The following is a 13,392-nucleotide window of genomic DNA, read 5'->3' on the forward strand; positions in this document are numbered from 1 at the left end:
AATCAAAACTCGAAATTTTAAATACATCTTGTGATTTCTATTAATTCACTTTTCAAAAATCACCGACCAATCATTCGCAAGCTATGGGCGCTAATGGAATTGGTTGACGAAGATGGGCCAGACATCCCTCGTCAGCGACAAAAGTTGCGCCGGGAGCTTTTACTGCTGACAATGCCAACTCCAAGACATTTCATTTCACTTGATGACTACGACATTAACGCTGTCAGCGAAGGGCTGTTCAGTCTGGATCATGGCGGCCTGCGGTTTGATTGCCTGCTACATCGCCATGACAGTGCGGGGTCACCGCTGTTTGTCATTCTTTCCGGCTTGAGAAATCCGGACAAGCATCCCGTACCCAAATTTGACCGACTAAGTTTTGCACCGCTTTTTCCTGGGCATGTGCTGTATGTGTCGGATCCCGTACACCATCACCCGCAAGCCAAACTGCTTCGTACCGGCTGGTATCTAGGAGACGAGAGGCAGCCGGGCATTCCCGCACTGGCTGAGCTGGTTCAGTATATCCGCATTGAATTGGGGGCAGCGCGCTATCCCTTGGTGTGCTATGGGTCGTCTGCAGGTGGTTTTGCAGCGGCTTGCCTAGCCTCGGAACTCGCAGAGGCCGTCGCCGTCGCCATCAATCCGCAAACCCGCTTGTGGCACTTTGGCGGGCTATTTACGGCTTGGCTGCGCACCTGTTACCCCAGTCTTAATCCGCAAACGATCGTCAAGCAAGGGCACCACTTGTTCGATTTACACTCTCGCCTGCAAAAACCGGGCGTTCGCTTGCTCTATGTGCAAAACCAACTCGACAAGCTGCATTTCCAGCGTTATTACCAGCCTTTCTGCCAGGAGTTTGGCTTTAATGCGCTCAGCGATGGACTAAACCGGCAGGGAAATCTGGCCACCTACCTTTATCAGGATCCGGCCGGTCATGGCGGGGAACCACGCTCACTGGCACCTGAACTGATCGCCATCGCGCTACAAATGGCCGAAGGCAGCAAAACAATTGCAGCATGATGCTAATCCATGCATTAAGCACAGGCGCGGTAGACCTCGGTCAGCGACACCAGCCCTTGCTGGGCCAGCTCCAGTCCGTGACCGAGCATGAAGCGCATGCCCGCGGCCTGCGCCTTGGCGTGCAGCTGCCGTTCCGAGAGCGTCGGCAGGAAGTGCTCCCGCAGTTCGTCATCAGGCTCGAGCAACTCGTACACCGCACGCCGGCCGAGGTAACCATAGCCATCACAGACCTTGCAACCCTGCCCCTTCTCGAACGGCGCAAGGTCGGTCAACCCCAACCTCTGGGTAATGATGTCAGGGATTTTCTCGCGTACCCGGCAGTTCGGGCAGTTCTGGCGCACCAGCCGCTGCGCCAGCACCCCCAGCAGCGACGTTTTCAGCAATTGCGGTGAAATGCCCAGCTCCAGCAAGCGCGGAATGGCACCACAGGCTGACGTCGTGTGTAGCGTACTGAACACCAGATGCCCGGTCAGTGCGGCCTCCACGGCCATTTGCGCCGTTTCGGCGTCACGAATTTCCCCGACCATGATGACATCCGGATCCTGCCGCAGCACATGCCGCAGCGTTTGCGGAAAACCAAAGCCCTGACTGGTCAAAAGCTGGATCTGGCACATATTGGGCAGGTGATATTCAACCGGGTCTTCAATCGTGACGATATTCAACCCGGCACGGGAAATGGCCTGCAGCATCGCGTACAGCGTCGTGGTCTTGCCGGAACCGGTTGGGCCCGTGACCAGCACCATGCCGCTTTCATGACGGATCAGTTCATCCAGCTTGCGCAGATCTTCGGGGGCGTAACCAATCTGGTCGAATGCACGCACGGCGCTGTAGGGATTCAGCAACCGGATGACGACATTTTCGCCATACGGCGTTGGCATGATCGAGACCCGCAGGTCGAGGTCCTTCCCGTCAATTTTCAGGGCGATCCGGCCATCCTGGGGCAGTCGCCGCTCGGCAATGTTCAGTGTGGCCAGAATCTTGATCCGGCTGACGACGGCCGGCAGCAGGTGCCGCTCGATGATGCGCAGGGTGCGCAGCTCACCATCCACACGCAGTGCCAGTTCGACATCTTCGCGGCGCGGCCGGATATGCAGATCGGAAGCGCGCATGCGCAGAGCTTCCTGGAAAAAGCTGTCGACGAGCTTGACGATGGGGGTCTGCTTCGCGAGGTATTCCGCTTCCAGCCAGAGGCGGCGATCCTCTGCGCTGTCGGCGATCTTGACGCCGCTTTCTCTGGCTTCTTCTTCGAGGTGCTCTTCGATGCGATCGTAATGCTGCCCGATGCGGTTCAGCAGCGTCATCCGGTCGGCGATAACAACCATGACCGGCTTCTGCAGCAGAAAACGCAGATCCTGGTAGGCATCCTGCGACGGAATCTTGGCTCCCGCCAACACGATCACACTGGGCAGCTCCATGACTGGCAGCAGGCAATGTTCGCGGGCAATCGACGCCGGCAAGCGGCGCAGTAATGCCGACTGGATGATGAAACGCTCAAGATTGATGTGCGGCACACCGAGCTGCTGATGCAGCACGGTTTGCAGGGTCAGCTCCTCGACCAGTCCGAGCTCCACCAGCGCAGCCCCCAGACGCATTCCGGGGTGGCTTTTCTGGAGGATGAAAGCCAGATCGAGGTCTTTTTGCGTCACCATCCCGGCTTCCAGCAGCAACTGACCGACAGGCTTGTGCAACTGGTTGCGGGCATTCTCGATGTAGGTGCGCAGATCGTCTTCGTTTTCGATCAGCTGCAATGCCTTGGCCGGCCCTGTCATGACACTCTCCGATTCATCTGGCTGAATTCAAAGATAGTCGATACAAACAAGCCCGCTGGCGTTTTGACAAAAAAACGGGCCGCATCGCTGCGGCCCGTGACTGACCTGTCCGAAGGTCAGATCTCGACCTGCATCCCCATTTCGACCACCCGGTTGGGCGGGATGCGGAAGAAACTGGTCACGCGCGTGGCGTTGCGCATCATCAGGCTGAACAGCCGGCGGCGCCACCAGGCCATGGCCGGGTATTGTGCCTCGACAATCGTTTCGCGACTCAGGAAATACGACACCTGCATATCATCGAGATTCAGCTCGGGTTGCAATTGGCGCAGTTGCTCGATGATCGCCGGAACCGTCTGTTCGTCCTTAAAGCCGGAGGTCACGATCACCTGGAAGAAGGTCTTGCCCAGTCGCTTGACCGCGACCTGCTCACGGCGGGGAACATGCGGCACATCATCAGTGGTCAGCGTCATGAACACCACTTGCTCATGCAGCACCTTGTTGTGCTTGAGGTTGTGCAGCAGGGCGTGCGGTACCGAGTCACTGCTGGTGGTCATGAAAATGGCCGTGCCCTCCACTCGTAGGGTATCACCGGCCTCCAGCCCCTCGACAAAGCCGGTCAGCGGCATTTCACCCTCGCGCAGCCGTTCGTAGAGCAGTTTTCGCCCGCGTTTCCAGGTGGTCATCAGCGTAAAGACAACCAGCCCGATCACCAGCGGCACCCAGCCACCGACATGAATCTTGAGCGTATTGGCGGCAAGGAACAGCAAATCAATGACCAACAGCCCAGCGAGCACGACAAATACGCCGACACGCTTCCAGCCCTGCAGACGATGCCCCAGAACGATGAAACAAAGCAGAGTCGTCATGACCATGGTGCAGGTCACCGACAGACCATAGGCAGCGGCCAGATTGCTGGAGGTACGGAACATCAACAGCAGCAGGATGACCGAAGCCAGCAGGAACCAGTTGATCTGCGGAATGTAGATCTGCCCCATTTCCTTTTCCGAGGTGTGGCGCACATCCAGGCGCGGGCTGAAGCCCAGTTGCACGGCCTGGCTGGTCATCGAATAAGCGCCGGAAATCACCGCTTGCGAGGCAATGATGGTGGCAACCGTCGCCAGCGCCACCAGCGGCAGCTGCGCCCAGTCCGGTGCCAGCAGGAAGAAGGGGTTCTTGATCGCTTCGGGGTTATGCAACAGTAAGGCGCCCTGCCCGAAATAATTCAGTACCAGCGCAGGCAGCACCAGCCCGAACCAGGCAATGCGGATCGCCGGCCGGCCAAAATGCCCCATATCGGCATACAGCGCCTCGGCGCCGGTAATGCACAGCACCACGGCCCCCATCAGCACGAAGCTGATCCAGGGATGCGCGGCAAAGAAGTGGAAGGCATACCAGGGATTGATGGCGGCCAGCACATCAGGGGATTTGATGATGTTGACTATGCCCAGCACCGCCAGCGTGACAAACCACACCGTCATCACCGGCCCGAACAGCTTGCCGACGGTCGCAGTGCCGTGCGACTGCATAGCAAACAGCCCGATCATCAGCAGGATGGCCACCGGAATGATATAGGGGTCAAACTCATGCGACACCACCGAGATCCCTTCCAGCGCGGAGAGCACCGAAATGGCCGGAGTGATGATGGTTTCACCGTAAAACAGCGATGCCCCGAAAATGCCGCACAGCACCACCAGCATGGTGCGGCGCGGATTGCCACTGGATGCCCGCAGCGCCAGCGCCATCAGCGCCAGAATCCCGCCTTCTCCGCGGTTGTCGTTGCGCAAAACAAAGGCCACGTACTTCAGCGAGACCACCAGCATCAGCGCCCAGAACACCAGCGACAGAATCCCCAGCACATTGAAGGGATCCAGCGTGAGTGGCACATGCCCGTTGAAACACTCCTTGAGGGTGTACAGCGGACTGGTACCGATATCGCCATACACCACGCCCAGTGCCGCCAGCGACAGGGCAGAAAGGCTGGATTGGTGGGTTGCGGTTTGCGCAGCAGCCATGGGTTCGGCCTTGAGCGGATTCAGGAAAAGGCGCGGATTATAACGCCGCGCCCGCAGTATGCCCTTGATTCTAGGTCGACTGTTGCGGCGATGCACCATCCGGGCGCAGTTCCGCGGCCGGCGCACTGTTTTGCTCCCCGCCCGCCACCCGGACATGCCCCTCCTGCAACCCCGTGCGTACGCGCCGCCAGTCGAACCAGGGGCCCGGATCCGTCTTGCGTCCCGGGGCGACGTCGGAATGCCCGGCAATAGCCACGACCGGATGCCGTTTGCACAAGGCAGCGAGCAGCATATCCAGTACAGCATACTGTATCGGCTCGAAGGCTATGAAATCAGAGCCTTCCAGCTCGATACCCACCGAAAAATCGTTACACCCAGGACGCCCCTGCCAGCTGGAAACACCGGCATGCCAGGCACGTGCAGTGGTCGGCACGAACTGCAGCAGGCAGCCATCCCGGCGCAGGAAAAAATGCGCACTGACCCGCAGCTCGGCCAGTTGCGGGTAGGACGGATGTGCCGAGCGATCCAGCGTGTTGGTGAACAGGTGCTCAACATCGTGGCCGGCAAAGGGCTTGCCGGGCGGCAAGTGGATATTGTGAAGCACCACCAGCTCGACCTCGCTGCTAGCGGGGCGGGCATTGCAGTTCGGACTCGCGACCCGCCGCGCAGCAACACACCAGCCTGCCACGTCGATTTCATACCCACAGGGAGCATGTTGCTGCAGCCATTCAGCCAATTCTGCCATCAGGACATACCCAGCCGTTCCATCCGGTAGCGCAAGCTGCGGAAGGTCACGCCAAGAACTTTGGCAGCCTGGGTACGATTGCCGCCGGTCTGCTCCAGTGCCTGCAGAATTGCCACCTTTTCGGTGCGGTCAAGGTAGTCCTGCAAGGGAAAGCAACCGGTGAGGGCGACAGAGCTTGTCGCGCAGAGGGATTCGGCATCGGAGACGGTCAACTGCAGATCGTCGGGCTGGATCTGCTGCCCATCCGACAGCGCCACGGCTCGTTCGAGGACGTTCTCCAGCTCACGCACATTGCCCGGGAAAGAATACTGTCGCAGCGCCACTTCAGCCGCCGCACTCAGTTCGGGCAGCACACTGCCATTGCGCTCGGCCAGCCGCTGCAGCAACAGACGGGCGATCGTCAGCACGTCATCGCCCATTTCCCGCAGTGCCGGCATGCGTAGTTCGATGACATTGAGGCGGTAGAACAGATCCTGACGGAACTTGCCGGCATCGACCAGCTTGCCGAGATTCTGGTGCGTCGCCGAAATGATGCGCACGTCCACGTCTTCTTCCTGCGTGGCGCCGACCTTGCGCACCTTGCGCTCCTGGATCGCGCGCAGCAGCTTGACCTGCATGGTTAGCGGCAGATCGGCAACCTCATCCAGAAACAGCGTACCGCCATGCGCCGCCTGGAAAAAACCACCACGATCTTCGGTGGCACCGGTAAAGGCCCCCTTGCGGTAGCCAAAGAATTCGCTTTCCATCAGATTTTCCGGAATCGCCCCGCAATTCACGGCGACAAAGGGCTGGCTGGCACGGCTTGATCCATAGTGAATCATGCGCGCGGCCCTTTCCTTGCCCGAACCGGATTCGCCGGTAATGTAAACTGGGGCCTGATTGCGTGCGAGCTTGTCGATCAGCTGCAAAGCCTGGCGCAGCGGCGCCGAATCGCCGGCCAGCAGCGCGGTTTCGCCCGCTGCTGGCTTCTGCACCGGGGCCGCAGCGGCATCGATCTTCAACGCCGATTTCACCAGAGTACGCAATTGCTCCAGCGCCACAGGCTTGGCCAGGTAGTCAAAGGCCCCCTGCTTCAGCGCCGCCACGGCGCTTTCAGTGCTGCCGTAGGCGGTAATGACGGCGACCGGGGTATCGTGGCCGGCCACCTGAATGGCTTTCAGCACATCCAGCCCTTCACCATCGGGCATGCGCATATCAGTCAGGCACAGATCATAGGCCGTCTGAGCGATCAATGCCTTCGCCTCAGCCACGCCATAGGCCTTGTCGACGATCAGCCCCATCTTGATCAGTGTCAGCTCGAGCAGATCAGCGAGATCACGCTCGTCATCGACCACCAGCACCCGACGGTCATTCCTCGTTCTTTTCTGCATTCACCACCCCGAACAGAATACGGAAACAGGCGCCACCGTCAGCGGGGGCGTGATACTCCAGGCTCGCCCCGTTCGCCGCACAGATTTCCCGCGCAATATACAGACCCAGGCCTGTCCCCTTGGCCTCGGTCGTAAAAAACGGCTCGAATAACTGATGCTGGGCATCGGTAGGCACCGGCGGGCCATCGTTGATGACATCCAGCACGGCATAGCCTTCTGCCATATCGAGCACAAAACGCAGGCTGCCTGCTGTCTTGCTGCAATAGCGCCAGCCATTGCGCGTCAGGTTCCACAGCACCTGCTGCAACTGGCCGGGGTCAAAACGGATCGGCTCCGGCAGATGCCCCAGCACCGGTAGGGCAACGACTATCCCTTCCTGCTGTACAAAGCTCTCCGCAAAGACCCGCAACCACTCATGCAGCTCGATGTCGGCGCGTCGTACCCGGTCGCGGCGATTCAGTTCGAGCACATCGCTGACCATCTGGTCCAGCCGGCGGGTGTTTTCCGTGATGATTCCGGTGAGGCGCTGCATCAGCGCATCATGCTGGCTTTCTTCCTGCAGCAATTGTGCGGCATGGCTGATGGCTCCCAGCGGATTGCGAATTTCGTGCGCCAGATTGGCCGTCAGCCGCCCCAGCGCAGCCAGCTTGAGCTGCTGCGCCTCTCGCCGCAGCCGATCCATGTCTTCCAGATAGATCAGCACGCTGCCCGCCTTGTCTTCGCCAAGGGGCAAAAAACGCGAGCGCAGTGTCTTGCGCTGCAGTTGCAGCAGGCCGGTGGCAGACCAATCCCCGGCACGCCAGCGCTCCAGCTGCCCAGCCAGTGCCGGAGACCAGTCCGCCAAAGCCTCGCCGCGCAACGGCGGCAAGGTACCAAGGCGCAAGACCTGCTCGTTGTACTGGTGTACCTGGTTGGCCGCATCGACCACGACCACGCCATCGGACACATCCTGCAGAATCCGGGCATTGAGCTGCCCCAGATTGGCAAGATCAATGCCCCGTTGTTCGGCCAGGGCGCGGTTTTCTTCGGCATAACGGGCCAGCCGGTGCGCAACCAGCGCGACGGTAAAAAAAGCCACGCACAGCAACACCGGCGAGAAATAATCGGGAAAAAGCTCGCCATTGGATTGCCAGGTCATCCAGGCGGTCTGTCCAAGCAGCGCCAGTGTGGCGACTGCGGCATAAAACAGCGTCATCCGCCCCCGGGCAATCAGCCCGGCGGCAGCCAGATAGGGCAGCAAAAGCATGCCAAGACCACTACGCACACCGCCCATGAAGTGCATCAGCAGCATCACGAATCCGATGTCCACGAGCAACTGGCTGGTGAGCTGAACCGAAAAGGCCGGCCGCCGCCCAAGGATCGGCAGGAAGAACAGACAGGATGCCGTGGCGTAAGCCATCAGCGTCCAGATCAGCAAAGGCAGCTGACTGTAGTCGAGATTGTATTGCCCGGCTCGCAGGCGCAACCCCACCGCCAGTCCGAGCACCACCAGCAGGCGAAAGCCGTTCAGCAGCCGCAGCGAGCGCCAGCGCGCCTCGCTGGCGGCCAATGCAGCCTCCGCCGAAGGCACCCCGCTGCTAGCGGGCGCTGTGACTGCCATGATGCTGTCGCGGCATGCCTTCGACAAAGCGGGACAGCTCCGACAGCGCCGCCTCGTATACGCCACGCTTGAATTCGATCACCGAATCCAGTGGCAACCAGTAATCGCTCCAGCGCCAGGCATCAAACTCGGGATGACTGGTGCGGCGCAGACAGACATCGGAATCCCGCCCGGTCAGTCGCAGCAGAAACCAGATCTGTTTCTGCCCGCGGTAGGTACCCCGCCACTCGCGGCGCACCCAGTTGGTTGGCACGTCATACTTCAGCCAGTCGCGCGTACGCCCCAGAATCTGCACATGTTCCGGCAGCAGGCCGACTTCTTCGGCCAGCTCGCGGAACATCGCCTGCTCCGGCGTTTCTCCGTGCTTGATCCCGCCCTGGGGGAACTGCCACGAGTGCTCGCGCACGCGCTTGCCCCAGAACACCTGATTCTGGCGGTTGAGTATGATGATGCCGACGTTCGGCCGATAGCCGTCACGGTCGAGCATGGTTACTTCCTGAATTCGTTGGTTACCCCGATTTTATGGCATGGCGGGGCACTTGCAAACCGTACTGTTCGTTTCCAGGGGCAGTTTTCTGCCCCGAAAGCCATTAGATGAACAGGCGGCGATCGTTATGCGGGTTCATTCTGGCCAGATCACTGACGAATTCGCGGAATTCGAGCGGATAGCGCGCCTCCAGTTCGGCAGCACGATCCGTCAATTCAGCCCACTTGGGATTGTTCAGTGCCCGTTTGAAACCAAAGGCAATCACATTGCCCTTCTGCCGCGCCGGCAACAGCAGAATCCGGCTACCAAAGACGGCAGAAATCAGGTCGCAGTACTGGGCAAAGCGCTTGTCCGATCCCCACAGGTTCACTGCCAGCACGCCACCTTCGCGCAACCGATCACAGCAGGCCTGAAAAAACTCGGCAGTTGCCAGTGGCGGCGCAATACCCGTGGCACTATATGCATCCATCACTATGAAATCCGTAGACTCCAGTGGCATACCATACACATGTGCAGCGCCATCGGCGGCCAGTACGCTCAACCTCTCGTCATCCTCGGGCAGATAGAACATCGAACGAGCCACGTTGATCACCTGCTGGTGCAACTCGACCACCGTCTGCTTCGTTTCCGGCAGGAATTCGTGCACCCATTTGGCAATCGAGCCGCCACCCAACCCAATCAGCAGCATGTCGCGCGGCGCATCAGCAAACAGAAGGCTGCCGAACACGCAGCGCGAGTAGGACAGCACCAGTTCGGTCGGATTGCTGATGCGCATCGCGCTTTGCGTGTCATCGCCGCCGAAATGCAGCTTGCGGATACCCGCATCCTCGGAAATATCGATGACGATATCATCAGCCGAGGTCTTGGAAAATCGCTTGGAGCGGAACAGCATCACATCTCCCCGCAATCGTTCAGCCCGGCGACCGGCCGCGAGGCGAGGATGTTGATGCGGGCAGGATCACTGAAGCTTTCCTTGTCGAAGGCCTTGTCGCCATCCTCACGCGCGACGCCATCGGCGCGGATGTTCACGAAATCGAACTGCTTGGGGTCGGCCAGGTGCGAAGGCACGACATTGCACATCGCGGTGAACATGGTTTCCAGCCGGCCAGGGAAGCGCTTGTCCCAGTCCCGCAGCATGTCGCCCACCACCTGGCGTTGCAGGTTGGGCTGGCTGCCGCACAGATTGCACGGAATGATGGGGAATTGCTTGATCTCGGCGTAGCGCTCGATGTCCTTTTCGCGGCAGTAGGCCAGCGGGCGGATCACCACGTGCTTGCCGTTGTCGCTCACCAGCTTGGGGGGCATGCCCTTCAGTTTGCCGCCGTAAAACATATTGAGCAGCAGCGTTTCCAGGATGTCGTCACGGTGGTGGCCCAGCGCGATCTTGGTCGCGCCCAGCTCCTCGGCCACGCGGTACAAAATGCCGCGACGCAGGCGCGAACACAGGCTGCACGTCGTCTTGCCTTCTGGAATGATAGCCTTGACGATGGAATAGGTGTCTTCCTCGACGATGCGGTATTCCACCCCGATGGACTGCAGATACTCGGGCAGGATGTGCTCGGGGAAGCCCGGCTGCTTCTGGTCGAGATTGACCGCCACGATGGAAAAATCGATGGGCGCGGATTTCTGCAGATTCAGCAGGATGTCGAGCAGCGTGTAGCTGTCCTTGCCGCCCGACAGGCAGACCATGATGCGATCGCCCTCTTCGATCATGTTGAAGTCGTTGATGGCATCACCAACGCCGTGGCGCAGGCGTTTGGCCAGCTTGTTCAGGTTGTACTGGGCTTTCTTTTCCGGGTCGTTCATGACCTCGGCAGTTGTCTTGGCGTCCATGGGCTCTCAATGGAAACGGGGCGCAGCTCCAAGGAGAAGGCGCCCCGTTAACGGCAGATCGTTGAATTGACGCGAATTTTAGCTCAGCGCAGCCGGCGCTGTCACGCCACCCTGCGGCGCATGGCGCGGCAGCATCATGGTAAAGCGCGTGAAATGCCCCACTTCGCTACTGAGCAATACCTCCCCCCCCAGCACGCCCGTGATCAGGTTGTACACCAGATACAGTCCGAGCCCCGAGCCCCCCTGCCCCATGCGGGTGGTAAAAAACGGGTCGAAAACCCGCCTGTGCAAGGACTCGGGAATGCCTGCCCCATTATCCTCGTAGACCAGCTCAATACGTTCGGCATCCAGCTCGCGCGCCGCAACAGTAATCACACCGCCCGATCGGCCTGCCAGGCCATGCAGAAGTGAATTTCCCAATAACTGGCTGATCACCTGCTCGATCGGGCCGGGATAACTGTCAAGCAGCAAGGCCCCAGCGAGATCACACTCTAGAGTATGTCCGGCCTGCTGCAACACTCCGGCATAGGTAGCCAAGACGTCACCCAGCACCTCGCGCAGATCGAATGACTGCCGCTGCTCGCTGGTGGTATCAACCGCCACTTGGCGGAAGCGGGCAACCAGATCGCTGGCCCGGTTGATATTGCGCTGCATGATCGCCGTGCCGTCACGGCACAGTGCAACAAAACGCTCGGCCTCTGCCCGCTTCATCCGCCCCTCGCGCATGCCGTCCTCGAACTGCTGCGCCTCATCCATCAGCGTCGAGGCAATGGTCAGTGCACCGCCCAGCGGCGTATTGAGCTCATGCGCAATTCCGGCCACCAGGCTACCCAGGGACGCGAGTTTTTCCGACTGCACCAGCTTGGCCATCGCGTGATGCAGTTCCTCGTTGGCGTGCTCCAGCTCGCGCGTGCGCTCCTTGACCCTGCCTTCGAGCGCTTCATTGGATTCCATCAGCCGGGCATTAAGCTGATGGATTTCCCGCTGGAAGCGTTTGCGCTCGGAGTTGGCCAGCGCCCGCGAACACATATCTGCCAGCTGACTGCCATGCAGCAGCTCATCAGGCGTCCAGTTGCGCTGGGCACCAACATGCTCCATCCAGAACAGCCCGATCAATCGGCCTGGCACCCGCACCGGAAAAGCCAGCAGCGATGAAATCGCCAGCGGCTGCAGGTATTCGGCCGCCAATCCCCAGGTCAAAGGGTGATGAATGCAATCGTGGGCAATGATCGATTCAGGTTCGCTGAGCCAGCTGGCCAGCTGCGGCCACGCCTGCTGCCCCCATTCCTGTCCGCGTTCAAGACGATCCAGTGCCGCGATGAAGATGCTCGGGCTCTTCAGGCTCAGTCCATCCTCCTGCAGCAGCAGGATTTGCACCCGGGCAACCCCCATGATGGCGCTGGCCTGCCGGCAGAGAATGGCAAAGGCTTCTTCCTGTTTGCCCGAGTCCAGCGCCGGATGGTTGGACAATTCCACCAGCAATCGCGCCGGGCTGGGCCGCAAACCCGCCTTGTCCTCCAGCTCGCGCTGGCGCTCGGGCGCCGCCGCAGCCTGGATACGTTCGGCCAGGGTAAAGCCGGCCTTCAAGGCATTAAGCGCGGTGGAATATCCGCCAAGCTGCTCGGCATAGCGGGCTATCGCCAGATGCTGCCGCTCCAGGATATGAATGAAATTGAATTCCTCGCTGATTTTCACGCCTTCCATCAGCGTTTCCAGCGCCTCTTCCAGTTTGCCGTGACGCGCCTTCACTTCGGCAATCGCCAGCAACAGATTGGCCTCCCCCCAGCGATAATCCACCATCCTGGCCGTCGCCAGACCGGCAAACAGATGCAGCTCGGCCTGATCAAGCCGGTCTTGCCGCAGGAACATCTCCCCGAGACGCAGATGCGATTCTGCCGCGTAATCCCAGAACTTGCCTTCGTTACAAAGCGCCAGCGCATCTTCGAAGACTTCACGAGCCTCACCAGCATCGCCGTAGCGCATCAGATTCACGCCAAGGTTGATCTTGATCTTGGCGTCCAGCCAGGGGTCGTAATCCAGGTGAATACGCCCGAGAGCCGCGCGATGCAGGGTAGCGGCAGACGCATAATCACCGAGTGCATCATAGATTTGCCCAAGCCCGACTTTTGCCAGCATCCAGACACGATCACTGCCGCCAGTGGTTTCGCAGATCTCCACGCAGCGCGCCCAGTACTGGATGGCCGGACGGTATTCGGCATTGGTGTAATAGCTGCGGGCAATCTGTTCGAGCAGGCAGGCCTCGTTGGCAAACAGATGTTGTGCCTGTGCAACCTGCAGCGCCTCGAACAGGACATTGCGCGCCTCGGCAGCATGGCCCTGATGGTCCATGATCAGCCCGTACCGCTCGGCCGCCTGCACGTGCGCCAGTGGCGAACGCATAAGCCGGCTCGCCTCGATCAGGCCAACGCAGAGTTTGCGCCCCCTCTCGAGGTCCGTATGCATGATGGCATCGATTTCCGCCAGCAGTTGCTGCTCGGGCGGACTGAGGCTCTCATCCATTCCATGCCCTAGTTGCTGTCCATGCACCAGCATGGCACA

The 13,392-nt window shown here is 60.0% G+C and carries 10 protein-coding genes; 1 reads left to right on the forward strand and 9 read right to left on the reverse strand.

What is annotated here, in order from left to right; all coding sequences use genetic code 11:
* Positions 1 to 30 precede the first annotated feature (30 nt).
* On the forward strand, positions 31 to 1,017 hold the full coding sequence (locus INR99_RS00650; protein ID WP_228098013.1) for a hypothetical protein: 987 nt from the start codon (positions 31 to 33) through the stop codon (positions 1,015 to 1,017).
* Between the two features lie 14 nt (positions 1,018 to 1,031).
* Here the strand turns inward: INR99_RS00650 and INR99_RS00655 are convergent, their stop codons facing one another.
* The 9 genes from INR99_RS00655 to INR99_RS00695 all read right to left on the reverse strand — a co-directional run bounded on the left by INR99_RS00655 (position 1,032) and on the right by INR99_RS00695 (position 13,353).
* Complete coding sequence (locus INR99_RS00655; RefSeq protein WP_194114362.1) at positions 1,032 to 2,786, reverse strand: GspE/PulE family protein; 1,755 nt, start codon at positions 2,784 to 2,786, stop codon at positions 1,032 to 1,034.
* Between the two features lie 116 nt (positions 2,787 to 2,902).
* A complete protein-coding gene (locus INR99_RS00660) occupies positions 2,903 to 4,798 on the reverse strand; it encodes a potassium transporter Kup (protein ID WP_194114363.1) in 1,896 nt (631 codons plus the stop codon).
* Between the two features lie 70 nt (positions 4,799 to 4,868).
* Positions 4,869 to 5,543 carry a 1,6-anhydro-N-acetylmuramyl-L-alanine amidase AmpD gene (ampD, locus tag INR99_RS00665; protein ID WP_194114364.1) on the reverse strand — a complete coding sequence of 225 codons (675 nt, stop codon included), beginning with the start codon at positions 5,541 to 5,543 and terminating at the stop codon, positions 4,869 to 4,871.
* Positions 5,543 to 6,913 carry a sigma-54-dependent transcriptional regulator gene (locus tag INR99_RS00670; RefSeq protein WP_194114365.1) on the reverse strand — a complete coding sequence of 457 codons (1,371 nt, stop codon included), beginning with the start codon at positions 6,911 to 6,913 and terminating at the stop codon, positions 5,543 to 5,545. Before INR99_RS00670 ends, ampD begins: the two co-directional genes overlap by 1 nt.
* Positions 6,891 to 8,513: a two-component system sensor histidine kinase NtrB gene (locus INR99_RS00675; RefSeq protein WP_194114366.1), complete on the reverse strand. Its 1,623-nt coding sequence runs from the start codon at positions 8,511 to 8,513 to the stop codon at positions 6,891 to 6,893. Before INR99_RS00675 ends, INR99_RS00670 begins: the two co-directional genes overlap by 23 nt.
* Positions 8,491 to 9,000, reverse strand: a complete 510-nt coding sequence (locus INR99_RS00680) for an RNA pyrophosphohydrolase (protein WP_194114367.1) — start codon at positions 8,998 to 9,000, stop codon at positions 8,491 to 8,493. Before INR99_RS00680 ends, INR99_RS00675 begins: the two co-directional genes overlap by 23 nt.
* A 103-nt stretch (positions 9,001 to 9,103) precedes the next feature.
* Entirely contained in the window at positions 9,104 to 9,892 is a 789-nt protein-coding gene (locus tag INR99_RS00685; RefSeq protein ID WP_194114368.1) for a fused MFS/spermidine synthase, read from the reverse strand.
* Entirely contained in the window at positions 9,892 to 10,833 is a 942-nt protein-coding gene (ttcA, locus tag INR99_RS00690; RefSeq protein ID WP_373308263.1) for a tRNA 2-thiocytidine(32) synthetase TtcA, read from the reverse strand. The genes INR99_RS00685 and ttcA overlap by 1 nt, the downstream gene beginning before the upstream one ends.
* A 78-nt stretch (positions 10,834 to 10,911) precedes the next feature.
* A complete protein-coding gene (locus tag INR99_RS00695; protein ID WP_194114369.1) occupies positions 10,912 to 13,353 on the reverse strand; it encodes an ATP-binding protein in 2,442 nt (813 codons plus the stop codon).
* Between the last annotated feature and the right edge of the window lie 39 nt (positions 13,354 to 13,392).

The sequence above is a fragment of the Chitinilyticum piscinae genome (genome assembly GCF_015223195.1).
Classification (GTDB): Bacteria; Pseudomonadota; Gammaproteobacteria; order Burkholderiales; family Chitinibacteraceae; genus Chitinilyticum; species Chitinilyticum piscinae.